This is a genomic window from Klebsiella sp. GG_Kp146 (assembly GCF_040061975.1).
Classification (GTDB): Bacteria; Pseudomonadota; Gammaproteobacteria; order Enterobacterales; family Enterobacteriaceae; genus Klebsiella; species Klebsiella quasipneumoniae.
In genome coordinates this window covers 1-23,982 of the sequence record NZ_JBEAHA010000007.1, presented here as the reverse complement: position 1 = coordinate 23,982, position 23,982 = coordinate 1, and the positions used below count along the sequence as shown (strand labels likewise).

Sequence of the window (23,982 nt, the reverse complement as noted above, 5' to 3'; positions counted from 1 at the left end):
TAAGTAAAAGGAGGCTGGGTCTCCAGCCTCTCACCGCGATGGTTAATTTCTCAGCAGGCCATCTTAAGGCCCCGCAGCGCAAACGACTGAGTGAAAATAAGCATTTTAAATCAAATAATTAATGACGCTATGCTTTCAGGCAATCGCCGCTATGCCAATAATTCATTGTCTATTTTGATATTTGTATGACAAATATAGCCGCCGGCAGTAATTTCCACAGGATGGCTACGATGGCAAAAACAGATGAAGTGGTAAGCCCGAAAATGATCCCGGTCGTGCAGGGGATCGTTGACTGGATCGAAGCACATATTTTTGACACCCTGCCGGTAAGCGCGATAGCGAAAAAGTCCGGCTACTCGCACTGGTATTTCCAGCGGCAATTCGCCATGGTGACCGGCTGCACGCTGGCGAGCTACGTCAGCCGACGGAAGATGACCATCGCGACAATCTACTTAACGCAGACCGAGGCCTCCATGCAGAGTATTTCCCAACGTCTGGGGTACGACGGGCAGGCGGCGTTCTGCCGCACCTTTCACCGTCACTTTGGCATGTCGCCCACCCGCTATCGTCGGGAAGCGCCGGTCACAGAGGCGAATATGCAGTTTCCCCTGACGGTGGGGGCGGAGAACGCGCAGGTGAAGAGGGCTGCCGCCGTAGCGGCAGACCGGGATCAACGAATGGTTTTCGGGGTCATGACGCGACGGGCGCCGACGTAATGACGTACCCAGTAATCTTCGCTCAGGGAGGTGATTTGAATATCGCGCCCCGTGCGCGGGGACTGAATGAATTTCCCGTTGCCGACGTAAACGCCAACGTGGTCGGCAGTGCCGCGTCCGCGGGTGCGGAAGAAGACCAGGTCGCCGCTCTGCAGTTCGTCACGATCGACCGGACGCGCATCGCGCAGGTGGTACATTTCATTGGCGGTACGCGGGATATGAATCTTGACCAGGTCTTTGTAGGCGTAATAGACCAGCCCGCTGCAGTCGAACCCGGTGCGCGGCGAGGTGCCGCCCCAGCGATACGGTTTACCCAGCTGGCCCATCAGTTTGTTCATGGCGGTACTCTGCGCTTTTTGCACCCGGACTTTATGCGCGTCGGCGATCGTCAGATTCGCTTCGCTGGCCTCGGGTTTACAGCGTTTTTTATAGCCCTTACGCACCACGCATTTGCTTTTGACGCTGTTCAGCGCCAGGGTCGGCTCGGCGCTGGCGGCCACCGTTTTTGCGCACTGCTTTTTATACCCTTTACGCAGCACGCATTTTTTCGTGGCGCCGGCGGCCTGACGATGAAGCGCGGTTTGGCTTGCTGCGGTAGAGCGGGTAGGGAGCCGGGTGCTCGAGGATTTTTTACTGGTGGTTTTAGCGGTGGTTTTACTTTTTTGACTGGTTGCTTTTTTCTTGCGCTCTGAGCCGCTTTTCGCGGGTAACGCCTTTGGCGAGGCGGAGGCGTGCGTATGCCCTGAAGCCTGAGCCAGTGGCGTGAATGAGATAGATGTGAACAGTAATGCACAGAGCGATATCGCGATTTTGTTTAGCCGCGCCACTGAGCAATCCCCTGATTAATTACAGACATGTACAAATGCCTGACGATGAATGACAAACCGGAACGATTCTAAAGCATAAAAACCCGGAAAGTTAATATTCTTTTGTATCAAAAATGTCGATTGGTTAACGATTGCAAGAAAACGCGTCAGACATTGACCGCCTCGCACAGAAAATGCGCAACACGCGCCTGCCCGCGACGGCAAAATGATATTTTTAAGGCAACTTCGCGCAACAGAAGATAAAATATGAATAGTGAAAAAAATGTTATTATCGGTCCTGCCCTCGGGACGCTACAATGACAAGTTACTGCCGTAGAAAGAAGTTTAAGGAAGCACGACAATGAGCTCGACTTTAGAAAAGATCCAACGCCAAATCGCTGAAAACCCGATCCTGCTGTACATGAAAGGTTCGCCGAAGCTGCCAAGCTGCGGTTTCTCCGCTCAGGCCGTTCAGGCGCTGTCCGCCTGTGGCGAACGTTTTGCTTACGTTGATATCCTGCAGAACCCGGATATCCGCGCCGAGCTGCCAAAATATGCCAACTGGCCGACCTTCCCACAGCTGTGGGTGGACGGTGAACTGGTGGGCGGCTGCGATATCGTCATCGAGATGTACCAGCGCGGTGAACTGCAGCAGCTGATCAAAGAGACAGCGGCGAAATACCACACTGACGAGCCGAAAGCGGAATAATTCCCGCGGTCAGTAAAAAAGCGACTTCCTGGAAGTCGCTTTTTTTATCACTCCGGCGTCGCCACCGGCAGCGGCCAGCCGCCCAGACGCTTCCAGCGGTTCACTATCTCGCAAAACAGCTGTGCCGTCTGCTCGGTATCGTAGAGGGCGGAGTGGGCCTGCGCGCCGTCGAACGGCATACCCGCGGCAATACAGGCTTTCGACAACACCGTCTGGCCCAGCGCCAGCCCGCTCAGCGCGGCGGTGTCAAAGGTGACAAACGGATGGAACGGGTTGCGTTTTAGCCCCGCCCGTTCGGCGGCGGTCATGGTGAAGCTGTGGTCAAATGTGGCGTTGTGCGCCACCATGATAGCCCGACTGCAGTCGCTCTCTTTCATCCCTTTGCGTACCATTTTGAAGATGGCATGCAGAGCGTCGTATTCGCTAACGGCGCCGCGCTCTGGATCGTGCGGGTTAATCCCGTTAAAGGCCAGCGCTTCGGGCTGAAGATTGGCGCCCTCGAAAGGTTCAACATGGAAATGCAGCGTTTCATCGGGCATCAGCCAGCCTTGCTCATCCATCTTCAACGTAATGGCGGCGATCTCCAGCAGGGCGTCGGTTTTGGCATTAAATCCTGCGGTTTCAACATCAATCACCACTGGATAAAAACCGCGGAAACGGTCGCACAGACCATTCAGTTGAGCGTTCTCGGACATCAGATTCTCTTAGCTGGAAAAAAGTAGCGCGCATTATGGCAAATTTTGCCACGGCTTGCAGCAGGCAGGGGTGAAAACAACGGGCGCCGCAGCGCCCGGGCGAACGAGGATAATGAAGTCGCTATGGTCGGGGGGGTTAGTTGCCCAGCCCTTTGCCGGCGTCTTTCTCTTCAATCAGCTCGATTTTGTAACCGTCAGGATCTTCCACGAAGGCGATAACGGTGCTGCCGCCTTTTACCGGCCCGGCTTCGCGGGTAACGTTGCCCCCGTTCTGGCGGATCCGCTCGCAGGCTTCGGCGGCGTTGTCGACGCTCAGCGCGATGTGACCGTAGGCGGTGCCCAGCTCATAGCTGTCCACGCCCCAGTTGTAGGTCAGTTCGATCACCGCGGTATCGCTCTCTTCGCCGTAGCCGACGAAGGCGAGGGAGTATTTGTACTCCGGGTTTTCGCTGGTGCGCAGCAGCTTCATGCCCAACACATTGGTATAGAAGTCGATAGAACGTTGCAGGTCGCCAACGCGCAGCATGGTGTGGAGTAAGCGCATAATGTCCCCTATGCAGTTTATTTGATAGATCAGAGCCTTGAGTATAGCGGCGATACGTCGCCGCTATCAATGGAGGGATTACAGCGTAGGATAATCGGTGTAGCCTTCCGCGCCGCCGCCGTAGAAGGACTCCGGGCGCTGCGGGTTGAGCGCCGCTTTTTTCTGCAGGCGGGCAACCAGATCCGGGTTGGCGATGTAATCGCGGCCAAAGGCCACGGCATCAATCAGCCCTTTGCTGATCAGGTCGTTGGCTTTTTCAACGGTGTAGGCGCCAGCGCCAATGATCACGCCCGGGAAGCGGTCGCGAACTTTCTGACGGAAGGCTTCGCTGTACGGCTTGCCGCCCGCCCAGTCCGGCTCGGACATGTGCAGATAGGCGATACCGCGTTTCGCCAGCTCGCTAATCAGATACAGCGCGTCTTCTTCTTCGTTCGGGCCATTATCCACATTCTGGAAGCTGCCAATCGGCGACACGCGGATGCCAATCCGGTCGGCGCTCCACTCTTTGCTCACGGCGTCAACCACCTCCAGCACCAGACGGGCGCGGTTTTCCACGCTGCCGCCATACTGGTCGGTACGCTGGTTCGCCGACGGCGAGAGGAACTGGTGCAGCAGATAGCCGTGGGCCGAGTGCAGTTCAACCAGATCGAAACCGGCGTCACGGGCATTGCCCACCGCCTGACGGAAATCATCGACGATCCCCGGGATCTCTTCGGTTTCCAGAGCGCGAGGCATCGAGGTATCGGCGCGGATGGCGTGGCCGTTTTCGTCGCGCAGCGAGGTGCGGGTGCCGGCGCTCAGCGCAGAAGGCGCTACCGGGGCGGCGCCGCCGGGCTGCAGGCTGCTATGGGAAATTCGCCCGGTATGCCACAACTGCACGGCGATATGGCCGTTTTCCGCGTGAACGCCGGCGGTGATTTTCTGCCAGGCGGCAATCTGCTCCGGGCTGTGCAGGCCTGGCGCGCCGGCATAGCCTTTGGCCTGGGCGGAAATCTGCGTCGCTTCGCTGATGATTAGCCCGGAGCTGGCGCGCTGACGGTAATATTCGCCCATCAGCGGGGTAGGGATATCGCCCGGCTCGATGCTGCGCAGACGCGTCAGAGGAGCCATAAATACGCGATTAGGGACGGTGACGGCACCGACTTTCAACGGGGTGAATAATTTTGATTCCGACATAATGACTCCTGAGTAGACCGGTCGTCTAGGAACTGATGAAATAAAAACGCCTGTTAAACAGCAGGCGCCGCAATAATCTGTTTCGCGTGGGCAAGGGCGCTCTCCAGCGGCGTTGCGCTACGCGTTATTTTGGCCTGCAGGTTGGCGCCGAGCCACAGGGAATAAAGCACCTGCGACAGGGTCATGGCCTCGCCGTCAAATGTCAGACTGCCTTCCTGACGTCCTTTCTCCAGCGCGTCGCCCAGCAGGGCGATGATCTGGCTGGCGCCGTGGTTCATGGCGGTGCGCATGTCTTCCGACAGATCGCAGACCTCTGCCGACAGCTTGACGGTAAGACACCCGCTAATAATTCCCTGCTGGTAAAACTGATTCAGCGTGTGCTGATAGTAGGCCAGCAGCCGATCGCGATAGTTGCCGTCGCCATGGGCGAAATGCTCGACCAGGCGCTGCAGATATCCGGCGAAATGGTTTTCCAGCAAGGCGACGCCGAAGGCTTCTTTAGAGCGGAAGTAATGATAGAAAGAGCCCTTGGGCACTTCCGCCGTCTTCAGGAGTTCGCTCAAGCCCATGCCGGTAAAGCCGCGATGCATGCAAAGCCGCTCGCCGGTGGCCAGAATATGTTCTCGGGTATCACAATCGCTGTGTCTGTTCATGGAGCACACTGTAGTAGACCGATTGGTCTAATGCAAGACCCGGCGCAAAAATGTTAGCTGGCGCAGCACGTAGTGAACAAAATTTGCGTCAGCGCGGGGAAACGTCTTCAATGAAAGGAGATGAGGGGACAGGAGGCGTGTGGTGGCAGAGCAGTTAGAGTTTTTCCCGGTGCAGAGCCCGTGCCGGGGAATTTGTCAGACCGATGAGCGCGGCTACTGTCGCGGCTGTTTCCGTAGCCGTGAGGAACGTTTTAACTGGCAAACGATGAGCGATGCGCAGAAACAGGAGGTATTGCGTCTGTGCCGTCAACGCCTGCTGCGCAAAATCCGCGCAAACAGGCCAGAGGCGGCGGAAGAACCGCAGCAACCCTCACTGTTTTAAGCCAAAAATTACGTATACTCAGAGCACTTTTTTATTGAGGAAGCGGTTATGGTTCAGCGTATTGCTATGGCTCCCCAGGGGCCGGAATTTTCGCGTTTTGTGATGGGCTACTGGCGTCTGATGGACTGGAAAATGTCGCCAGGCGAGCTGGTCAGCTTTATCGAACAGCATCTTGATTTAGGTATTACCACCGTCGATCACGCCGATATCTATGGCGATTACCAGTGCGAATCCGCCTTTGGTGAAGCCCTGAAGCTGGCGCCGCATCTGCGTAGCCGAATGGAAATTGTCAGCAAATGCGGCATTGCCACCCGGGCGCGCGCTGAAAACACCATCGGTCACTACATTACCGACCGGGACCACATCGTGCTCAGCGCTGAGCAATCGCTGAGTAATCTGGCGACGGACCATCTCGATCTGCTGCTGATCCACCGGCCGGATCCGCTGATGGACGCCGATGAGGTGGCTGAAGCCTTCCTCGCGCTGCATCACAGCGGCAAAGTACGTCATTTCGGCGTCTCGAACTTTACCCCTGCCCAGTTCACCCTTCTGCAGTCGCGCCTGCCGTTTACGCTTGCTACCAACCAGGTGGAGATCTCGCCGGTGCATCAGCCGTTGCTGCTCGACGGCACCCTCGATCAGCTGCAGCAGCTGCGTATTCGCCCGATGGCCTGGTCCTGCCTCGGCGGCGGCCGCCTGTTTAATGAAGAGGGCTTTCAGCCGCTGCGCGACGAGCTGGCCCAGGTGGCCCACGAGCTTAACGCCGACAGCATCGAGCAGGTGGTTTATGCCTGGGTGCTGCGCCTGCCATCGCAACCGCTGCCGATTATCGGCTCGGGCAAAATTGAGCGCGTGCGCTCGGCGATTGTGGCTGAAAAACTGAGTATGACCCGTCAGCAGTGGTTCCGTATCCGCAAAGCCGCGCTCGGTTACGACGTGCCATAACAGGCATTTCGCCTCCGGAAACCTGTTCCTGGTTTACACTTAACAGGGAGACAGCCATCCGGAGGTGTTATGCAACGATGTATTCTCGCTATCCTTTCCCTCGCATTTTGCGCTGGCGCGCAGGCCGTCAGTGAAGATGTGCAACTTAATCTCGTGACCAGCCAGGGCGTTGGTCAATCCATCGGCAGTGTAAAAATCACCGAAACCGACCGCGGACTCGAATTTGCTCCCGATCTGCGAGCGTTGCCGCCGGGCAAGCACGGCTTTCATATCCATGCAGAAGGCAGCTGCCAGCCGGCGATGAAAGAGGGCAAAGCCGTGGCCGCCGGAGCGGCGGGCGGACATTACGATCCGCAACATACCGGTAAACATGAAGGGCCGCTGGGCACCGGACATCTTGGCGATTTGCCCCTGCTGGTGGTCAACGACGCGGGCGTGGCTGACCAGCCGATTATCGCTCCGCGTCTGAAAACGCTGGCGGAAGTGAAAGGCAAAGCGCTGATGGTTCATGTCGGCGGCGATAATATGGCCGACAGTCCGCAGCCGCTGGGCGGCGGCGGCGAACGGTTTGCCTGCGGGGTGATTAAGTAATCTTTTCGCCAATCGTTCCGGCGACCGGAGCCTGTTCCAGCTGCGATAGCGCGCAATACAGTCGCCAGATCGCGGCGGCCAGCTCCCGGGCCGCCGGCTGATGATGGTGGTTCAGAACCTCGCAGATCCGCAGCAGCTCCTGCAGCGTGGTGGCCAGCGGCCGCTGCTGCACGCCGCGCTCGCTCATCACATCGCGCAGCAGGTTGATACACAGATCGCGCACCTGGGCGAGCGGATCGGAGCGGGTTTCCCACTCGCGAAGCTGCCAGACCACGTGGGAGCAGTTCAGCAAGACCACTCCCCAGCGCAGTAGCCAGCGGCGGGCCAGCGCATCCTGGCTCTGACTAAGCTGGCTGACGTGGTGATATACCAGCGATTCAAATTCGTGCTCGCTGTGCTGGGGGCGGCGGCTGAGCTGATCGACAAAGTGACGCCGTAACGCTCTGATGTGCCGTCGCCCTTTGCGGGCGTCCGAGCCGGGACTGAGCACCGCAAAAGCCAGCCACGCAAAGCCCACGCCGACAATCTTGCTTAAATTGTCATTGAAAAAGGCCGCATAGTCGTACACCGGTGGGTTGGTGACGGAGATAAACGAGCCCATAAAGACGATAAGCTGCCCCCACAGGCCGGCAAATTTTGGCCACTGCAGCTTGAGTAACTGCATGGTGGTCAGCAACGGGAACAGAAACAGCAAGAACTGCCACAGGTCGGTTATCTGCACCATCAGGCCAAATTTCACCACAAAGCTGAACAGCGACAGCAGGACCAGGGTCTGCATCAGCAGGGTCAGCGAGCGAAACGGCGAGGCCGACACCGAGTAGAGTACGCAGCAGATGGAGGCCAGGGTCAGGGCCGCCGCGCAGCTGGTCCACTGGGTACTGATCCCCCACGCGCCTATCGCCACCAGGGCGCAAAAGGTACGAATGCCGTTGAGCAGGGCTTCCGCCTGGTCCGTGTGGCGGGTCAGCGCGGGTGCGGAAGGAACATTGAACTCGGCGATCGCCGAGGCATTTTCAACCCGGCGGATCCAGCGGCTGCTTTCCAGATAAATGCGGCAGAAATAGCGTAACCGCCCCCAGAAGGCAAGGTGGCGGTAATCCGCGCCCGGCGGCGGCGCCAGCGGCGCCAGAATGCGGGCGACGTGATAGCTGTCAGCATTGGCGGTGGCGAGCTCCGCAAGCAACGACTCCAGCACCTGGCGGGTATTGGCCGGGGCGTCAGGCCAGTTCAGCAGCATACGCCGCAGGCTGGAAATGACGCTGGTCATTCGGAGCTGCTGGTGTAGCAGGTAGTTCAGCAGGGGATTCTGCCGACGGAAGCGGTAGTGGCTCCAGAAGGCCTGGATGCGCAGCAGGTTCATGGTCAGGATCTGGCCAATTACGCTTTCATGGGCGGTGCGGATAGCATCCGTCGTTTCCGGTACCCACAGCAGACTGGCGTGCTCCAGCAGGCGGGCGTGCATAGTTTTCAGAGCCGTCAGCAGGTTGCTGCCATCGGAGGTGCTGGGCAGGATCATCATCATCAACCCGCCGCACAGGATCCCGACGATGACTTCGCAGACGCGCGACTGGGCAATCACCCATAGCTCGTAGCTGTCGCTGATATTAATTACCGGAAAGGCGATGATGGCGCAGGTATAGCCCGCCAGCTGAAAGGCGTAGGCCACGTTGTTGGTGAACAGGGCGCAGGCCCAGGTGCAGAGCGCCAGCCAGCCGGAGATACTGAACAGGAACAGCCAGGGATCGTTGAGCGTATGGCCCGCCAGCAGCAGGGCGGCGCAGGCGCCGAGCAGGCTGCCGGCAATGCGGCCAAAACTTTTACTGATCACCCCGCCGACGGTGGGAAAGCTGACCACCGCCGCGGAGGTCATCGCCCAGTAGGGCTCATCCAGATCCAGCGCGTAGGCGATGCTCAGCGCAAGACACATGGCGATGCCGTTACGCAGCGCGTATCGCCACTGCGGTCGGGTGGCTTTAACCCAGGGCAGCGTGCGCCATGACAGAGTCTGCAGATTCATCACTGTCCGCCGATCGAGACGGTGCAGGTGGTGCCGGAGACCAGAGTGACATCGGCCGGCAAGCTATCAAAGGCAATCCGCACCGGGACGCGCTGGGCGAGGCGGACCCAGGGGATATTCGGTTTGATATTGGCCACCAGCCCGGTTCCCTGTTCCACGCTCTGGTCGACAATCGCGCGACCGATGCTGGCGACATGCCCCTGCAGCGTCTGCTGATTGCTGTAGAGAATGATTTGCGCCGGATCGCCGATGCGAATATGGCGCAGTTTGGTCTCTTCAAAGTAGCCCAGCACATAGAACGAATGGCTGTCCACCAGGGCAAAGACCGGATGGCCGGTGGTGGCGTAATCGCCGACCCGGGTGGAGAGGTTAGTCACCCAGCCGTCCACCGGCGCTTTGACTACCGTCTGGTTGAGCTGCCACTGCGCATGCTTCAGCGCCGCCTCGGTGACACCGACTCCCGCTCTGGCGGCCGCCAGGGTGGTGGTGGCGGTATTCAGGGCGGTATTGGCGTTTTCAAGGTCTTCAGCCGAGATGGCATTCTGCGACAGGTTTCTGCGACGGCGGGCCTCGCTGGCGGCTTTGCTTTGCTCTGCCTGCGCTTTCGCCACCTCAGCTTGCGCTTTCGCCAGCTGCGCCTGGGCGTTCAGCACCGCAATGCGGTAGGGGGTGTCGTCGATGGTAAACAAGACTTCACCGGCCTTGACCCGCTGGTTATCGGCCACGTTAAGCTGCAAAATACTGCCGGAGACCTGAGGGGTGATCCCGACCTGCTCGGCTCGCACTTTCCCGTCGCGGGTCCAGGGGGACTGAGTGTAGAAATTCCATAACAACCACGCGGCAACCAGTGCGATGGCCGCCACCAACAGCGTTGACAAATATTTTAATTTTTTCATAGCAGGTAGATCACCAGGCAATCAATAACAGCAGGGCCAGACAGACCGAGAGCGCGAACAGGGAGAGATCCATCAGCAGGGGATGCCAGATGTCGCCCGCATACATCCAGTCACGCAGCTGGCGATGTAAAAACAGCCAGATAAAGAAGCCCAGCAAGACGGCTTTGAACAACGGAGGGAAATAGACGGATGCGCCGAACATCAGGTCCTGCAGCGGCAATCCGGATGAATTAAGACTCAGTTTCACAAGCAAAAATCCTTTGCCATAACAGGGATAACCTCAGGAAGTGCTACTCTTTAACAGTGTAAATCATTGTTTTGGTTTTTGTTGAATCAAGTAATTCATTTGTTTTGATTATTCAAATGCTGCACACTATTCTAAAATCAGTATAATAACTTAGCAAGCTAATTATAAGGAGATGAAATTGGAATCGCCACTTGGTTCTGATCTGGCACGTTTAGTTCGCGTCTGGCGCGCGCTAATCGACCATCGCCTGAAACCTCTGGAGTTAACGCAGACCCACTGGGTCACGCTGCATAACATCCACCAGCTGCCGCCTGAGCAGTCGCAGATCCAGCTGGCGAAAGCCATCGGTATTGAACAACCGTCGCTGGTGCGTACGCTCGATCAGCTGGAGGAGAAAGGGCTTATTTCTCGCCAGACCTGCGCAAGCGATCGGCGGGCCAAACGCATCAAGCTGACTGAAAAAGCCGAACCGCTGATCAATGAGATGGAAGAGGTGATAGGCAAGACCCGCGATGAAATCCTCACGGGGGTCTCGAAGCAGGAAGTGGAGACGTTGCTCCACTTAATTCGTAAACTTGAACAAAATATCCTCGATCTCCAGGCAAAAGATTAATCCTTTGCGGCCCGGGCTATCCCGGGCCTTTTTTTACCCGCCCTGGCGTCGCCAGATCACCACCCGGTTACGTCCGCTGTTTTTTGCTTCATACATGGCTTCGTCCGCACGCTGAACGCACTCCTCCGCCGTCACACTTCTGTCATGGGTGGTATACACCCCCATGCTGATGGTCATCCGCTCTGGCAGAGCGGTCTGCTCGGCGCTGACCGCCAGACGGATGCGCTCGGCGATCGCCTGCGCCTCGTTCTCTGAGGTGTTGACCAGCAGCAGGGCAAACTCCTCACCGCCGATGCGGGCGGCGACATCATCCTTGCGCGAATGGCTGTCCAGCACCGAGGCGGCAAATTGGATCACCTTGTCGCCGGCGATGTGGCCGTAGTTATCGTTGATGCGTTTGAAATGGTCGAGGTCGCTGATAATCACCGACAGCGGATGCTGGGCCTTCACCTTCGCCAGCTGCTGGTTTAGGCTGTCATAGAAGAAGCTGCGGTTATAGAGGCGGGTCAGTGGGTCGCGGATCGAATTCTGGTAGGAGTTGACATACTTGTGGTTAGACTCCCGATAGAGGATAAAGACGTCGACCAGCAGCACCAGGATCAGGAACAGGGTGCACAGCGTTTCAAAAAAACGCGCCTGATACCAGGCCTGATCGAGTTCCCCAACGGTAGAGAGCAGCCGGAAGAGGGTGAACAAATATGCGCTGCAAAAAAAAGCGCCGCTATACCAGAAAATATTGCGCAGTTTACTCAAGCAAATTATTAATATTAGCGTGATAAACCAGACGGCCATCAGCAGCCAGCTGATAATACTTTTCCACAGCGGGGTGAAAGTATGATTCAGGTCGTCGATAAAATTGATGCTCAGTTTCGGCGAGTGGCTGGAGTACAGCCATGATAAAAAAATAATGGTTAATACAAGAACAATACATGCCGCGAAAGTCATTACATGGGCTTTCCAGGAATGCATGATGCGCCGGCGGAAATAATACAAAATAATTGATGACATGAATAAGACGGCCATCATTATATTGCGAAAGAAATAATATATGACGGCGTCATTTTGTTTCACCACCGGCGAGGGATTACAGCTGAGCCAGTCCGGATAGCTGCTGAGCGTGCCCAGCATCAGCAACGCCGAACAGGCAAAGCCGAAAGCGACAGGGGTCAGATACAGGCGACGCTTGCTGCTCCAGTATTTCATGCCCATAAAACAGGCAATAGTGATATGAAACACCATCAGAAAACTGGTCAGCAGAGGAAATAGTGTAGATGAAGTGCTGTTGAATCTGGTGTGAAAAAAGTCCGTCAACCCGGTCATGCCGACCCCGGCCAGTAAACAAATACAAATATAAACGATAAGACGTTTAACGATATGATTCATGTGTTTGGGCATAGACAATATTCCACAGGGAAAAGCAAGGGTAACGATATTGCGTCGACATTAAAAGAGTAATGTGCAGAAGAGTAGTCGGGGATGACTGATAAAATATTGCGCAGGCGCAATGATTAATGCAATTCAAAAATTAAGATGTCTGAATGCTAATGCGTAGCTATTAGAGTGTAATAAATGCAGAGGAAAAATACGATGCGGCATAACCGGCCGCATCGTCAGAGGGATTATCGAGGAGAGACGGTGACCTGGCTGCCGCTGCCGGCAATCGCCACGCGCTGACCCACGGAGAATGGGGTGCTGCCCTGTTTCTGCACCACCATAATGGTATTGCCGTCATCCTTACGGATTTCCAGTTCCACGCCCTGGGTTTTATTCATCGCACCCTGCACGCCCTGACCGGCTACGCCGCCCGCGACCGCACCTGCCGCTGTGGCCAGAGAGCGTCCGGTACCGCCGCCGATGGTGTTCCCGAGGAACCCACCCAGCACCGCACCGCCAATCGCCCCGATGGCATTGCTGTCGTCGCCGCTCTGGATCTGTACGGCGCGGGTATGCACGATGGTACCGTATGTCACGCTCTGCACCTGTTTGGCTTCAGATGCGGAATACACATCGCCGGACAGGCCGCTGCTGCTCACGCAGCCTGCGAGCGTGAAACCAATCATCGATACAGCCAAAACACGTAAAATCATTTATGAATCTCCTGTTCACCGAAGGTGTTCAATTGAACGTCCATGCGGTTAATTATATGGCATTTAGTCGTCGGCGGGCATAGCTTCTCTCCGGACTATACAAAAAATAATAATTAATGGTGCTTCAACCTTAACTAAACGCCGGTTCTTTACGATGTTCTCTGAATTGTCGCTCTATTGTTAAAAAGTATTATTACAACATAGCATTAGCGGACACTTTATGGTGGAGTGAAGGATATACAAGGGTCATGGAATGAAGGAACAACGTATGAGATCGGGTCGCTTTATTGGCGTTATGTCTGGTACCAGCCTTGATGGTATCGATGTCGTTTTGGCTGCCATCAATGAAAACATGGTGGCGCAGCAGGCCAGTCTCACCTGGCCCATCCCACACGCGATAAAAGAAGAGATTCTGGCGATTTGCCAGGGCCAGTCATTGACCCTTTCGCAGCTAGGTCGTCTGGACACCCGACTGGGGCGGCTGTTTGCCGATGCCGTGCTGGCGCTGATGCGTCAGGAAAAGCTCAAACCCACCGACGTTATTGCCATCGGCTGCCATGGACAGACCGTATGGCATGAACCCCAGGGCGACGCGCCGCATACGATGCAAATTGGCGATAACAACCAGATCGCCGCCCATACCGGCGTCACCGTGGTGGGGGATTTTCGTCGCCGGGATATGGCGCTTGGCGGGCAAGGGGCGCCGCTGGTGCCGGCATTCCATCATGCGCTGCTGGCGCACCCCGTTGAGCGGCGGATGGTGCTCAATATCGGCGGGATCGCTAATGTATCGCTGCTGGTGCCGGGCCAGCCGGTGCGGGGCTATGATACCGGACCGGGAAATATGTTGCTGGACGCCTGGATCTGGCGCCAGCAGGGCAAACCGTACGATAAGGACGCCCAATGGGCCAGCGAAGGTAAAGTGCTCCTGCCGCTGCTGCAGGATATGCTGAGCGATCCATGGTTTGCCCTGCCGGCGCCGAAAAGCACCGGTCGGGAATATTTCAATTACGGCTGGCTGGAGCAGCATCTGGCTCGTTATCCGGGGCTGCGCGGGCAGGATGTGCAGGCAACGCTCGCAGAATTAACCGCCGTGACCATCAGTGAGCAGGTATTGTTAAGCGGCGGCTGCGAGCGTTTGTTAGTGTGCGGCGGCGGCGCGCGTAACCCATTGTTAATGGCGCGCCTGGCGGCCCTGCTGCCGGGAACCGAAGTCTCCACCACCGATGAGGCGGGGATCAGCGGCGATGATATGGAAGCGCTGGCCTTTGCCTGGCTGGCCTGGCGCACGATCGCCGGCCTGCCGGGTAATCTGCCCTCCGTGACCGGCGCCAGCGAAGCCACGGTGCTGGGCGCCATTTTTCCTGCTAACCCGCCGCAGAATCGGAGTTAACTGAAATCTTAAAGACGACGCGACCGGTAAACTGGAAAAGTTAAGCGGAGGGCGGAGTGCCCTCCGTGACCGGGAAAGTCGAAGGCAAACGAATGAAAAAAATTCTTATCGCAGTTGTACCTTTTATGCTGGCGGGCTGTAGCTACTACAACCAGTTTGTCGAGCGGATGCAGACGGACACGCTGGAGTATCAATGCGACCAGAAACCGTTGACGGTCCATCGCAATAACCAACGCCAGCAGGTTAGTTTTATCTATGACAATCAGCAGCTGAATCTGTCAGAGGGGCTGTCGGCTTCCGGCGCGCGCTACACCGACGGCGTCTATGTCTTCTGGTCGAAAGGCGATACCGCCACCGTCTATAAGCGCGACCGCATCGTCCTCGATAACTGCCAGCTGCAGACCGCCAAACGTTGAGATTTCTGTCCGGGGGGCGCACAATAACGCCACCTTTTGACTATATCCTCAATGGCCATGTCTGATAACGACGAACTCCAGCAAATCGCGCACTTGCGCCGTGAATACACCCGTGGCGGTTTGCGTCGCCACGATCTTCCTGCTGAACCTCTGCCGCTGTTTGAGCGCTGGCTGCGTCAGGCCTGCGACGCGAAACTCGCCGACCCAACGGCCATGGTGGTTGCCACCGTCGACGAGCGCGGCCAACCCTATCAGCGCATTGTGCTGCTTAAGCATTACGACGAAAAAGGGCTGGTGTTTTATACCAACCTCGGCAGCCGCAAAGCCCATCAGATTGAAAATAACCCGCAGGTCAGCCTGCTGTTTCCGTGGCATATGCTGGAGCGCCAGGTGATGGTGATCGGCAAAGCGGAACGCCTGTCGACGCTGGAGGTGGTCAAATATTTCCACAGCCGCCCGCGTGACAGCCAGATCGGCGCCTGGGTCTCGCAACAGTCGAGCCGGATCTCTGCCCGCGGTATCCTGGAGAGCAAATTCCTCGAGCTGAAGCAGAAATTCCAGCAGGGTGAAGTGCCGCTGCCGAGTTTCTGGGGCGGATTCCGCGTCAGCATCGAGCAGATGGAGTTCTGGCAGGGGGGCGAACATCGCCTGCACGATCGCTTTTTATACCAGCGCGATAACGGCGCCTGGAAAATCGACCGCCTGGCACCGTAATTGCCGAAATTAGTTATCGAAGCGCTGGCGCTGAAAGGGCCGGCGCTTTATTCTATGTACTTTTCGCATCTGGCGAAAAGTCGTGTACCGGCAGAGGTGCAGTCGTTTATACATGGAGAATTTGATGGCAAGCAGTAACTTGATTAAACAATTGCAAGAGCGGGGGCTGGTAGCCCAGGTGACGGACGAGGAAGCGTTAGCAGAGCGACTGGCGCAAGGCCCGATCGCGCTCTATTGCGGCTTCGATCCTACCGCTGACAGCTTGCATTTGGGGCATCTTGTTCCATTGTTATGCCTGAAACGCTTCCAGCAGGCAGGTCATAAACCTGTGGCGCTGGTGGGCGGCGCTACCGGTCTGATTGGCGACCCAAGCTTTAAAGCCGCTGAGCGTAAGCTTAATACCGAGGATACCGTACAGGAGTGGGTGGATAAAATCCGCAAACAGGTAGCCCCGTTCCTTGATTTTGACTGCGGCGACAACTCGGCGATCGCGGCGAACAACTATGACTGGTTTGGCAGCATGAACGTGCTGACCTTCCTGCGCGATATTGGTAAACACTTCTCTGTTAACCAGATGATCAACAAAGAAGCGGTGAAGCAGCGCCTGAATCGTGACGATCAGGGCATCTCCTTTACCGAGTTTTCTTACAATCTGCTTCAGGGTTACGACTTCGCCTGCCTGAACAAGCTGCACGGCGTGGCGCTGCAGATTGGCGGCTCCGACCAGTGGGGCAACATTACCTCCGGTATCGATCTGACGCGTCGTCTGCACCAGAACCAGGTGTTTGGCCTCACCGTGCCGCTGATTACCAAAGCGGACGGCACCAAGTTCGGCAAAACCGAGGGCGGCGCCGTGTGGCTGGATCCGAAAAAGACCAGTCCGTATAAATTCTACCAGTTCTGGATCAACACCGCGGATGCTGACGTCTATCGCTTCCTCAAGTTCTTCACCTTTATGGACATCGCAGAGATCAATGCCCTGGAAGAAGAAGATAAAAACAGCGGTAAAGCGCCGCGCGCCCAGTACGTGCTGGCAGAGCAGGTGACGCGTCTGGTGCACGGCGAAGAGGGCCTGGAAGCGGCGAAACGCATTACCGAGAGCCTGTTCAACGGCAACCTGAGCGACCTGAGCGAAGCTGACTTCGAACAGCTGGCTCAGGACGGCGTGCCGATGATCGAGATGGAAAAGGGCGCCGATCTGCTGCAGGCGCTGGTGGATTCCGAGCTGCAGCCGTCCCGCGGCCAGGCGCGTAAAACCGTCGCCTCTAACGCAGTGACCATCAACGGTGAAAAACAGGCCGATCCGGAATATGTTTTTGCCGACAGCGATCGCCTGTTCGGCCGCTACACCTTGCTGCGCCGCGGTAAGAAGAATTACTGCCTGGTCTGCTGGAAATAAAAAAATACTACCAGGGCGTGGGAAACCACGCCCTTTTTCTTTTTAGGGTTGTGGTAAGAAAATGAAGAACATCCTCGCCATTCAGTCTCACGTTGTGTTTGGCCACGCCGGCAACAGTGCCGCCGAGTTCCCGATGCGCCGCCTGGGCGCCAATGTCTGGCCCCTCAATACCGTACAATTCTCCAACCACACGCAGTACGGCAAATGGACCGGCTGTGTGATGCCGCCTTCGCACCTGACGGAGATCGTCCAGGGCATCGCCGCTATCGATAAGCTGCAGACCTGTGATGCGGTACTGAGCGGCTATCTCGGCTCTGCTGAACAGGGCGAGCATATCCTGGGCATCGTGCGTCAGGTAAAAGCGGCCAATCCGGCGGCGAAGTATTTTTGTGACCCGGTGATGGGCCATCCGGAGAAGGGCTGCATCGTCGCCCCGGGCGTGGCGGAGTTCCACGTGCGCTATGCGCTGCCGGCCAGCGATATCATTGCGCCTAATCTGGTGGAGCTGGAGATCCTCTGCGGTCATCCGGTTGCCAGCGTGAGCGAGGCGGTGGCCGCCGCGCGGGAGCTGATTGCCCAGGGGCCGGAGGTGGTGCTGGTTAAGCATCTTTCCCGCGCCGGCATGAGCATGGACCGTTTTGAGATGCTGCTGGTAACCGCAGATGAAGCCTGGCATATCAGCCGGCCGCTGGTGGATTTTGGCCTGCGTCAGCCGGTGGGCGTTGGCGATGTGACCAGCGGTCTGCTGCTGGTGAAACTGCTGCAGGGCGCCAGCCTGCGCGATGCGCTTGAGCACGTCACCGCCGCAGTGTACGAGATCATGTTGACCACCAAAAACATGCAGGAGTATGAACTGCAGGTGGTGGCGGCGCAGGATCGTATTGCTGTGCCGGAGCACTGCTTCAGCGCCACCCGACTGTAACTTTCCGACTCTGCCCGGCAGAGCGCCGGGCAGAGTCGGGTCTTACTTTAAGCCTTCCGCTGCCAGTGCGTCAGCCACTGCCGGACGCGCCGCCACCTGCGCCATCCAGCTGCCGATATGACCACAGGCGGCCATATCCAGTTTAATCGCATAGCCCCAGCGCAGCACCGTGAACAGATAACCATCGGCGATAGTGAAGCGATGGCCGGTGAGCCACTGTTTATCCGCCAGCGAGGCATCCACGTACTGCAGTTTCTTCTCGAGCAACGCGCGCGCAACGGGCTTATAGTCCTCCGGGGTGTCCGGGCGGAACAGCGGCGTAAAGCCTTTGTGCAGTTCGGTAGCGACGTAGTTCAGCCATTCCAGGGTCTGGTAACGGGCAACGGAGCCCACGGGCGCCAGAAGATGGCGGTCCGGCACCTGATCGGCGATATACTGCATAATAGCCACGCCCTCAGTAAGCAGGATGTCATCATCCAGCAGCAGCGCCGGCACCTGACCTTTCGGGTTGATCAGCAGATAATCTTCCCCGTTTTCCAGCTGTTTCCTTGCCAGATCCACGCTCTGCAAAGTGAAATCCAGGCCGCTTTCGCGCAGGGCGATATGTGAGGCGAGGGAACAGGCGCCGGGTTTGTAGAACAGTTTCATGCGTTACTCCTCGTGGCTACAGTTTTCTGTATGTTAGTCCCGCCAGGGGTAAAAAAAAAGCCGCTAACCTAACGTTAGCGGCTTAAAAATAATTGGTTTTCCCTGCGGCGTCAGGCTGCCGCGGTTTCGCGTGCTTTTACGTCCGCGCTGTCGTCCTGAGTCATTCGGTTCAGCTTCGGCGCGGTCAGCAGCATCAGGGCGGCGATGACCGCGGTGACGATACCGATCTGCAGGAACACGTGGCCATACACTTCCAGCGACACCAGCGGATCGGTGACGTTTTCCGGTACCGCCATCAGGTTGGCGATTTTCCCGGCGATGATTGCCGCACCGGCGGTGGTGAGGAACCAGCTGCCCATAATGAAGCCCATCAGACGCTGGGGAACCAGCTGAGCGACCATTGCCAGGCCGAGGCCGGAGATCATCAGCTCACCGATAGACTGCAGTGCGTAGCTCAGAATCAGCCAGTTAACCGAGACGATACCGGCGTCGCTGGCGAACTTCGCCCCTAAAGGCAGGACGAGGAACGCGCCGGAGCACAGCACCATACCGATAGCGAACTTGTGCGGCATCGGCAGGCGGTCGCCCATCTTGTTATAGATGGCGGCCAGAATAGGGCTACCAATCATGATCCAGAACGGGTTCAGCGCCTGATACTGTTCCGGCTCGAAGGCGAGGCCGAGGATCGAGTGCTCCACGTTGCGGATAGCAAAGAAGTTCAGAGAGGTCGGCATCTGGCTGTACAGTACGAAGAAGACGATCGCTTCTACCATCAGCAGGAAGGCGACGATCATTTTGCGACGCGCGGCGCCTTTCAGGCCCATCGCCTCTTTGGCGAAAATCACCACGATACCCAGCGCGATGACGCCCAGCGCCATGCGTGCGATACCCTGGTTGTGCAGCAGCCAGGTAGCGATAGCGACCAGCACCACCACGCCAGCGATGGTCGCCAGCAGTTTACCCATATGCACCGGGGCAAAGTCCGGTTTTGAACCGTACTGTTTCACCCATTTCTGGCAGAAGGCGAAGTTAATGATGGTGATCACCATCCCCACCACGCTCAGGGCGAAGGCGACGCTCCAGCCGAAACGCGCGGCCAGCCACGGAGTTGCCAGCATCGAGAAGAACGAACCGATGTTGATGGACATGTAGTACATGGTAAATGCACCGTCCAGACGCGGATCGTTTTTGTCATAGCAGGTAGAAAGCAGGGAAGACGGGTTGGCTTTAAACAGGCCGTTACCGACGGCGATAGTCGCCATACCCATATAGACGATAGCGGCGTCATGACCGGACCAGGCGACCAGCGCATAGCCGATGGCCAGCACGATAGCGCCCAGCATAATGACGCGTTTGGTACCCAGCACTTTATCGCCCAGCCAGCCGCCAATGGCGACCAGGCCATAAACCAGCGCGCTAAAGGAGGAGAACAGAGTAATGGAATCCGCTTCCGACATACCCAGCTGTTTTACCAGGTAAACGGCCATGATCCCTTGCAGGCCGTAGTAACCAAAACGCTCCCACAACTCGATCGAGAAAATGAGATAGAACGCGCGTGGTTGTTTGAAAGCGTTCAGACTCACGCTTTCTGCTGGTTTATTGTTTGCAGTAGACACATATACCTCTTTTTTTACATCCCATATTTACTGGGGGGTGTTCGGGGCGCAATCTCGTTGGACCGCCGCCTTTATAGTTATTCTTGGAGGGAAAACGGCAGGTAATGTTCACTATCCTGGCGCATCAGGCAAGGCCTTTGTAATAATCTGTTACACATAATCAGGGCGGTATAATGCTCCGGACATATGAATGTTATCCAGAGTTAAATTTCACCGTTACGTTATCGCTGCTATTTTTATCTTTTTGATTCGCCCATTTTCCCCGGAAAGGCGATATATTCTACTGATTGCGCAATAAAGCAGTGATATGGTCCATTATCCTAAAAATTCATGGCTTATTATCCTGGTGATCTTTGATCAGCCGTTGTATTGCCTGACTTTTATTTCCATTTTAATAACATTCTTTCAACATCGAGTTGCGAGCATGATCTGGATCACAAATGTATAGAAATTTTGCGCCGCTAAAAAATGAATGAGCTGGTTGTTTGTTATATAACCGGATAATAACCCATGAAAATGCGGTTTATCTGGTGTTAACGGCGGGTTAAATAGTCAAACGCGGACCATAACCCAAAGTTAGGCTATGGTCGTGAGTAAAACGCTCAGGCGTAGACTTTGTCTTTGAATTCGCAAAGGTCTTCAATCAGGCAGGAGCCACAGCGCGGCTTGCGAGCGATACAGGTGTAACGGCCGTGCAGAATAAGCCAGTGATGGCAGTCGACCTTAAACTCGGCGGGAACCACCTTCAGCAGCTTCTCTTCCACCTGTTCGACGTTTTTCCCGGGGGCGAATTGCGTCCGGTTGCAAACGCGGAAGATATGGGTGTCCACGGCGATCGTCGGCCAGCCAAAGGCGGTATTTAGCACCACGTTGGCGGTTTTGCGGCCCACGCCGGGCAACGCCTCCAGCGCCGCTCTGTCCTCCGGTACCTCGCCGTTGTGCTGCTCCAGCAGGATCCGGCAGGTTTTGATGACGTTTTCCGCTTTGCTGTTAAACAGGCCGATGGTTTTGATATAGGATTTCACGCCCTCCACCCCCAGCGCCAGCATCGCCGCAGGCGTATTGGCCACCGGGTAGAGTTTGGCGGTCGCTTTATTGACGCTCACGTCGGTCGCCTGCGCCGAGAGCAGGACGGCAATCAGCAGCTCAAACGGCGAGCTGAAATGCAGCTCGGTGGTGGGGTGGGGATCGTTGTCCCGCAGCCTGGTAAGGATCGCCAGGCGTTTGGCTTTGTTCATATTACGCTTTCCCTGTCGCGTCAGACGGTGCGACAGAGTCGGCCCGGGCCGCCTGCGCCTTCCGCTGCTTGCTACGTTCATCGATAAGGTATTTTACCGCCAGCATCATGCCGAGGCCAATAAAGGCGCCTGGCGGCAGCATAGCCAGCAGGAAAGGAGTGTCTGTATGGAAAACCTCGATGCGCAGGACCTTTGCCCAACTGCCAAGCAGGCTGTCGGCGCCGTCAAACAGCGTGCCATTGCCGAGGATTTCGCGCAGGGAGCCCAGCACGAACATCGCGCAGGTGGCCCCCATACCGATAGAGAAGCCGTCCAGCGCCGACAGCGCCGGTCCTTTTTTGGCGGCAAAGGCTTCGGCGCGGCCCACCACGATGCAGTTGGTGACGATAAGCGGGATAAAAATCCCCAGCGACTGATACAGACCGAACGCATAGGCGTTGATCAGCATCTGCACCACGCTCACCACCGAGGCGATAATCATCACGTAGATCGGGATCCGAATCTCCGCCGGGGTCCAGCGGCGCAGGCTGGAGATGGTCAGGTTGGTCAGGGTCAACACCAGGGTCGTCGCCAGACCCAGCCCAAGGGCGTTGGTGGCGGTCGAGGTGACCGCCAGCAGGGGACACATCCCTAACAGCTGAACCAGAGCGGAGTTGTTTTTCCACAGACCCTGGACGATGACGTCTTTAACTTCGCTCATGGTTACTCTCCACAGGCGCTGAATTCTGGAAGTTGCGCAGGCAGCGTTTGTGCATACAGGCCTGCGCGCTTAACGGCATTGACCACCGCCCGGGGGGTGATGGTGGCGCCGGTGAACTGATCAAAATCGCCGCCGTCTTTTTTGACCGCCCAGTGGCTGTCGCCCTGGCCGTGGATGACTTTCCCGGTAAAATGGGTGATCCAGTCCGACAGGCGCAGCTCGATTTTATCCCCCAGACCCGGGGTTTCATGATGCTCGGTCACGCGGGTGCCGAGGACCGTGCCGCTAAAATCGGCGGCCACCAGCAGCTGGATCGCTCCGGAATAGCCATCCGGCGCGGTGGCTTCCATGACCGCGCCGATCGGCTGGTCGTTATTTTTGGCAATCCACACTTTATGCTGGCCTTTGCCCAGCGCCGGGGCGCTGACCAGATAGCAGCTCTTGAGCAGATCGTTATTATAGCGGTCAGCAGGTAAAACCTGGTCGAATAACGCTTTCTGCTGCTGGGCCGCCTGCTGGTCGATAGTGCTTTTGGTCAACTCATTGATCGCCGCCGTTAGCCCGGTGGAGCCGGCGGCAAACAGCGCCAGCGTGACGCCGTGTTTTCGCATGGTTTTTAACATCTTCGCTCTCTCAACGGTGGCCATACACGCGCGGGCGCGTGTAGTAATCGATCAGCGGCACGGTAATATTCGCCAGCAGAACGGCAAACGCCACGCCGTCCGGGTAACCGCCGAAGCTACGAATAAGCCACACCAACAGGCCGGCGAGGGCGCCAAAGATCAGACGGCCGCGGTTGGTTGTCGAAGCCGTCACCGGGTCGGTCAGAATAAAGAAGGCGCCAAGCATGGTGGCTCCGGAGAGCAAATGCATCTGCGGTGAGGCCAGACTCTGCGGCGAGAAGATCCAGCCGAGGGTTGCGCACAGGCCAAGGCTGACGAGGAAGCTGACCGGGATATGCCAGCGGATCGCTTTCTGCCATAGCAGAAACAGTCCGCCCGCCAGCCAGGCGATATTCACCCACTGCCAGCCCAGGCCCGCCAGAACGCCGCCGTAAACCGGCAACTGCAGTACCTGCTGGACGCTATGTCCGGCATGCAGGGAGGTTTTGAAGGTATCCAGTGGGGTTGCCTGGCTGATGCCGTCGATACCCAGCCGCAGGCTGGCCATGTCGCCTCCGGCGGCGGTATGACCGGTAAAGATCATCTGCAGCGTATCGCTGAACGCCGGGATATGGGCGGCAATCTCGTATGAAGGCAGCCAGGAGGTCATCTGCACCGGGAACGAAATCAGCAGCACGACGTAGCCGATCATCGCCGGGTTGAAGGGGTTATGGCCGAGTCCACCGTACAACTGCTTGGCGATCACTATGGCAAAGGCGGTGCCGAGCACCACCATCCACCAGGGGGCCAGCGGCGGAATACTCACCGCCAGCAGCAGGCCAGTGAGCAGGGCGGAGTTATCCCTCAGGGTGGACGCAACAGGCTGTTTGCGCAGTTTGAGAATAGCGGCTTCCATTGCCCAGGCCGTCAGAGCGGCGAGGACAATCTGCAGGACGGTGCCCCAGCCGAAAAACCATGTCTGGACCACAATGCCAGGCACGGCGGCGAGCAGCACCAGCAGCATAATGCGCGAAGTCTGCCGCTGGTTATGGGTATAGGGGGAGCTTGCGATTCTGAAAACCATTTATTCCTCGTTAACTGCCTGCTGTGTTGCTTTGCGCGCCTGAACGCGGGCGATCGCCGCGGCGACGGCCGCTTTGCGTGGGTCGTCATTGGCTGCGGTTGACGCGATTTCCGCCTGGGCGGCCTGCTGTTCGGCTTTGCGCGCTTTGGCGCGGGCGATGGCGGCTTCCACCG

General features: G+C 57.1%; 27 protein-coding genes. 11 read left to right on the top strand and 16 right to left on the bottom strand.

Annotated features, from left to right (window positions below; genetic code table 11):
- The first annotated feature begins 230 nt into the window (after positions 1-230).
- Positions 231-716, top strand: coding sequence for an AraC family transcriptional regulator (locus ABLU95_RS08920; RefSeq protein WP_023289942.1), 486 nt, complete (start codon positions 231-233; stop codon positions 714-716).
- Here ABLU95_RS08920 and ABLU95_RS08915 read toward each other — a convergent pair.
- On the bottom strand, positions 671-1,543 hold the full coding sequence (locus tag ABLU95_RS08915; protein ID WP_032453120.1) for a C40 family peptidase: 873 nt from the start codon (positions 1,541-1,543) through the stop codon (positions 671-673). The two genes, ABLU95_RS08920 and ABLU95_RS08915, sit on opposite strands and share 46 nt — an antisense overlap.
- A gap of 340 nt (positions 1,544-1,883) precedes the next feature.
- On the opposite strand from ABLU95_RS08915, the gene ABLU95_RS08910 reads away from it, so the two are divergent.
- Complete coding sequence (locus ABLU95_RS08910; protein WP_002907768.1) at positions 1,884-2,231, top strand: Grx4 family monothiol glutaredoxin; 348 nt, start codon at positions 1,884-1,886, stop codon at positions 2,229-2,231.
- A 47-nt stretch (positions 2,232-2,278) separates the two neighbouring features.
- On the opposite strand, the gene rnt is transcribed toward ABLU95_RS08910, so the two are convergent.
- The 4 genes from rnt to ABLU95_RS08890 all read right to left on the bottom strand — a co-directional run bounded on the left by rnt (position 2,279) and on the right by ABLU95_RS08890 (position 5,299).
- Positions 2,279-2,926 carry a ribonuclease T gene (gene rnt, locus ABLU95_RS08905; protein WP_004202881.1) on the bottom strand — a complete coding sequence of 216 codons (648 nt, stop codon included), beginning with the start codon at positions 2,924-2,926 and terminating at the stop codon, positions 2,279-2,281.
- Positions 2,927-3,062: 136 nt separating this feature from the next.
- Positions 3,063-3,470, bottom strand: a complete 408-nt coding sequence (gene gloA / locus ABLU95_RS08900) for a lactoylglutathione lyase (protein WP_032453119.1) — start codon at positions 3,468-3,470, stop codon at positions 3,063-3,065.
- Positions 3,471-3,548: 78 nt separating this feature from the next.
- Complete coding sequence (locus ABLU95_RS08895; RefSeq protein WP_044523573.1) at positions 3,549-4,646, bottom strand: alkene reductase; 1,098 nt, start codon at positions 4,644-4,646, stop codon at positions 3,549-3,551.
- Positions 4,647-4,699: 53 nt separating this feature from the next.
- A complete protein-coding gene (locus ABLU95_RS08890) occupies positions 4,700-5,299 on the bottom strand; it encodes a TetR/AcrR family transcriptional regulator (protein ID WP_032428869.1) in 600 nt (199 codons plus the stop codon).
- Positions 5,300-5,438: 139 nt separating this feature from the next.
- Between ABLU95_RS08890 and ABLU95_RS08885 the strand changes: the two genes are divergently transcribed.
- The 3 genes from ABLU95_RS08885 to sodC all read left to right on the top strand — a co-directional run bounded on the left by ABLU95_RS08885 (position 5,439) and on the right by sodC (position 7,217).
- Positions 5,439-5,681: a DUF1289 domain-containing protein gene (locus tag ABLU95_RS08885; RefSeq protein ID WP_017901094.1), complete on the top strand. Its 243-nt coding sequence runs from the start codon at positions 5,439-5,441 to the stop codon at positions 5,679-5,681.
- A 48-nt stretch (positions 5,682-5,729) separates the two neighbouring features.
- On the top strand, positions 5,730-6,626 hold the full coding sequence (locus tag ABLU95_RS08880) for an aldo/keto reductase family oxidoreductase (RefSeq protein ID WP_065881519.1): 897 nt from the start codon (positions 5,730-5,732) through the stop codon (positions 6,624-6,626).
- A 69-nt stretch (positions 6,627-6,695) separates the two neighbouring features.
- Positions 6,696-7,217: a superoxide dismutase [Cu-Zn] SodC gene (sodC, locus tag ABLU95_RS08875; protein WP_023289937.1), complete on the top strand. Its 522-nt coding sequence runs from the start codon at positions 6,696-6,698 to the stop codon at positions 7,215-7,217.
- Here sodC and ABLU95_RS08870 read toward each other — a convergent pair.
- From ABLU95_RS08870 to ABLU95_RS08860, 3 genes are read right to left on the bottom strand one after another with little or no spacing between them, the layout of a single operon-like run.
- Positions 7,210-9,234, bottom strand: a complete 2,025-nt coding sequence (locus ABLU95_RS08870; RefSeq protein ID WP_241515637.1) for an FUSC family protein — start codon at positions 9,232-9,234, stop codon at positions 7,210-7,212. The two genes, sodC and ABLU95_RS08870, sit on opposite strands and share 8 nt — an antisense overlap.
- Positions 9,234-10,130 carry an HlyD family secretion protein gene (locus tag ABLU95_RS08865; RefSeq protein ID WP_065881522.1) on the bottom strand — a complete coding sequence of 299 codons (897 nt, stop codon included), beginning with the start codon at positions 10,128-10,130 and terminating at the stop codon, positions 9,234-9,236. The genes ABLU95_RS08870 and ABLU95_RS08865 overlap by 1 nt, the downstream gene beginning before the upstream one ends.
- 10 nt (positions 10,131-10,140) lie before the next feature.
- Positions 10,141-10,377, bottom strand: a complete 237-nt coding sequence (locus ABLU95_RS08860) for a DUF1656 domain-containing protein (RefSeq protein ID WP_023289934.1) — start codon at positions 10,375-10,377, stop codon at positions 10,141-10,143.
- A gap of 172 nt (positions 10,378-10,549) precedes the next feature.
- On the opposite strand from ABLU95_RS08860, the gene slyA reads away from it, so the two are divergent.
- Positions 10,550-10,990, top strand: a complete 441-nt coding sequence (gene slyA, locus ABLU95_RS08855; protein WP_025710835.1) for a transcriptional regulator SlyA — start codon at positions 10,550-10,552, stop codon at positions 10,988-10,990.
- Between the two features lie 33 nt (positions 10,991-11,023).
- On the opposite strand, the gene ABLU95_RS08850 is transcribed toward slyA, so the two are convergent.
- Together ABLU95_RS08850 and slyB are read right to left on the bottom strand one after the other, a co-directional pair.
- Positions 11,024-12,385, bottom strand: coding sequence for a GGDEF domain-containing protein (locus ABLU95_RS08850; RefSeq protein WP_065881523.1), 1,362 nt, complete (start codon positions 12,383-12,385; stop codon positions 11,024-11,026).
- A 224-nt stretch (positions 12,386-12,609) separates the two neighbouring features.
- Positions 12,610-13,077: an outer membrane lipoprotein SlyB gene (gene slyB, locus ABLU95_RS08845; RefSeq protein ID WP_002907749.1), complete on the bottom strand. Its 468-nt coding sequence runs from the start codon at positions 13,075-13,077 to the stop codon at positions 12,610-12,612.
- Between the two features lie 268 nt (positions 13,078-13,345).
- Here slyB and anmK point away from each other — a divergent pair, with 268 nt between their 5' ends.
- The 5 genes from anmK to pdxY all read left to right on the top strand — a co-directional run bounded on the left by anmK (position 13,346) and on the right by pdxY (position 17,921).
- Positions 13,346-14,470 (top strand): anhydro-N-acetylmuramic acid kinase, encoded by a 1,125-nt coding sequence (gene anmK / locus ABLU95_RS08840; protein ID WP_023289931.1) that lies wholly within the window; start codon positions 13,346-13,348, stop codon positions 14,468-14,470.
- A gap of 92 nt (positions 14,471-14,562) precedes the next feature.
- Complete coding sequence (mliC, locus tag ABLU95_RS08835) at positions 14,563-14,886, top strand: C-type lysozyme inhibitor (protein ID WP_032428867.1); 324 nt, start codon at positions 14,563-14,565, stop codon at positions 14,884-14,886.
- Positions 14,887-14,943: 57 nt separating this feature from the next.
- Entirely contained in the window at positions 14,944-15,600 is a 657-nt protein-coding gene (pdxH, locus tag ABLU95_RS08830; protein WP_032428866.1) for a pyridoxamine 5'-phosphate oxidase, read from the top strand.
- A gap of 124 nt (positions 15,601-15,724) precedes the next feature.
- Entirely contained in the window at positions 15,725-16,999 is a 1,275-nt protein-coding gene (tyrS, locus tag ABLU95_RS08825; protein ID WP_004175868.1) for a tyrosine--tRNA ligase, read from the top strand.
- 61 nt (positions 17,000-17,060) lie between these two features.
- On the top strand, positions 17,061-17,921 hold the full coding sequence (gene pdxY, locus ABLU95_RS08820; protein WP_023289928.1) for a pyridoxal kinase PdxY: 861 nt from the start codon (positions 17,061-17,063) through the stop codon (positions 17,919-17,921).
- 42 nt (positions 17,922-17,963) lie between these two features.
- Here pdxY and gstA read toward each other — a convergent pair whose 3' ends face one another.
- The 6 genes from gstA to rsxD all read right to left on the bottom strand — a co-directional run bounded on the left by gstA (position 17,964) and on the right by rsxD (position 23,809).
- On the bottom strand, positions 17,964-18,569 hold the full coding sequence (gene gstA / locus ABLU95_RS08815) for a glutathione transferase GstA (RefSeq protein WP_004202856.1): 606 nt from the start codon (positions 18,567-18,569) through the stop codon (positions 17,964-17,966).
- A 110-nt stretch (positions 18,570-18,679) separates the two neighbouring features.
- Positions 18,680-20,185: a dipeptide/tripeptide permease DtpA gene (gene dtpA / locus ABLU95_RS08810; protein WP_023289927.1), complete on the bottom strand. Its 1,506-nt coding sequence runs from the start codon at positions 20,183-20,185 to the stop codon at positions 18,680-18,682.
- Between the two features lie 602 nt (positions 20,186-20,787).
- Complete coding sequence (gene nth, locus ABLU95_RS08805) at positions 20,788-21,423, bottom strand: endonuclease III (protein ID WP_023289926.1); 636 nt, start codon at positions 21,421-21,423, stop codon at positions 20,788-20,790.
- Position 21,424: 1 nt separating this feature from the next.
- On the bottom strand, positions 21,425-22,123 hold the full coding sequence (locus ABLU95_RS08800) for an electron transport complex subunit E (protein WP_023289925.1): 699 nt from the start codon (positions 22,121-22,123) through the stop codon (positions 21,425-21,427).
- Positions 22,124-22,125: 2 nt separating this feature from the next.
- Positions 22,126-22,746 carry an electron transport complex subunit RsxG gene (gene rsxG / locus ABLU95_RS08795; RefSeq protein ID WP_032453110.1) on the bottom strand — a complete coding sequence of 207 codons (621 nt, stop codon included), beginning with the start codon at positions 22,744-22,746 and terminating at the stop codon, positions 22,126-22,128.
- 10 nt (positions 22,747-22,756) lie between these two features.
- Entirely contained in the window at positions 22,757-23,809 is a 1,053-nt protein-coding gene (rsxD, locus tag ABLU95_RS08790; RefSeq protein WP_048335890.1) for an electron transport complex subunit RsxD, read from the bottom strand.
- Positions 23,810-23,982 lie beyond the last annotated feature (173 nt).

Bases quoted from the DNA above. Each gene is read 5' to 3' on its own strand.
- pdxY (WP_023289928.1), top strand. From the start codon at position 17,061: ATGAAGAACATCCTCGCCATTCAGTCTCACGTTGTGTTTGGCCACGCC.
- ABLU95_RS08850 (WP_065881523.1), bottom strand. From the start codon at position 12,385: ATGCCCAAACACATGAATCATATCGTTAAACGTCTTATCGTTTATATT.
- anmK (WP_023289931.1), top strand. From the start codon at position 13,346: ATGAGATCGGGTCGCTTTATTGGCGTTATGTCTGGTACCAGCCTTGAT.
- ABLU95_RS08890 (WP_032428869.1), bottom strand. From the start codon at position 5,299: ATGAACAGACACAGCGATTGTGATACCCGAGAACATATTCTGGCCACC.
- ABLU95_RS08895 (WP_044523573.1), bottom strand. From the start codon at position 4,646: ATGTCGGAATCAAAATTATTCACCCCGTTGAAAGTCGGTGCCGTCACC.
- ABLU95_RS08910 (WP_002907768.1), top strand. From the start codon at position 1,884: ATGAGCTCGACTTTAGAAAAGATCCAACGCCAAATCGCTGAAAACCCG.
- tyrS (WP_004175868.1), top strand. From the start codon at position 15,725: ATGGCAAGCAGTAACTTGATTAAACAATTGCAAGAGCGGGGGCTGGTA.
- nth (WP_023289926.1), bottom strand. From the start codon at position 21,423: ATGAACAAAGCCAAACGCCTGGCGATCCTTACCAGGCTGCGGGACAAC.
- ABLU95_RS08865 (WP_065881522.1), bottom strand. From the start codon at position 10,130: ATGAAAAAATTAAAATATTTGTCAACGCTGTTGGTGGCGGCCATCGCA.
- sodC (WP_023289937.1), top strand. From the start codon at position 6,696: ATGCAACGATGTATTCTCGCTATCCTTTCCCTCGCATTTTGCGCTGGC.
- ABLU95_RS08800 (WP_023289925.1), bottom strand. From the start codon at position 22,123: ATGAGCGAAGTTAAAGACGTCATCGTCCAGGGTCTGTGGAAAAACAAC.
- ABLU95_RS08920 (WP_023289942.1), top strand. From the start codon at position 231: ATGGCAAAAACAGATGAAGTGGTAAGCCCGAAAATGATCCCGGTCGTG.
- slyA (WP_025710835.1), top strand. From the start codon at position 10,550: ATGAAATTGGAATCGCCACTTGGTTCTGATCTGGCACGTTTAGTTCGC.
- rsxG (WP_032453110.1), bottom strand. From the start codon at position 22,746: ATGTTAAAAACCATGCGAAAACACGGCGTCACGCTGGCGCTGTTTGCC.
- gstA (WP_004202856.1), bottom strand. From the start codon at position 18,569: ATGAAACTGTTCTACAAACCCGGCGCCTGTTCCCTCGCCTCACATATC.
- ABLU95_RS08880 (WP_065881519.1), top strand. From the start codon at position 5,730: ATGGTTCAGCGTATTGCTATGGCTCCCCAGGGGCCGGAATTTTCGCGT.
- rnt (WP_004202881.1), bottom strand. From the start codon at position 2,926: ATGTCCGAGAACGCTCAACTGAATGGTCTGTGCGACCGTTTCCGCGGT.
- slyB (WP_002907749.1), bottom strand. From the start codon at position 13,077: ATGATTTTACGTGTTTTGGCTGTATCGATGATTGGTTTCACGCTCGCA.
- mliC (WP_032428867.1), top strand. From the start codon at position 14,563: ATGAAAAAAATTCTTATCGCAGTTGTACCTTTTATGCTGGCGGGCTGT.
- gloA (WP_032453119.1), bottom strand. From the start codon at position 3,470: ATGCGCTTACTCCACACCATGCTGCGCGTTGGCGACCTGCAACGTTCT.
- rsxD (WP_048335890.1), bottom strand. From the start codon at position 23,809: ATGGTTTTCAGAATCGCAAGCTCCCCCTATACCCATAACCAGCGGCAG.
- pdxH (WP_032428866.1), top strand. From the start codon at position 14,944: ATGTCTGATAACGACGAACTCCAGCAAATCGCGCACTTGCGCCGTGAA.
- ABLU95_RS08870 (WP_241515637.1), bottom strand. From the start codon at position 9,234: ATGAATCTGCAGACTCTGTCATGGCGCACGCTGCCCTGGGTTAAAGCC.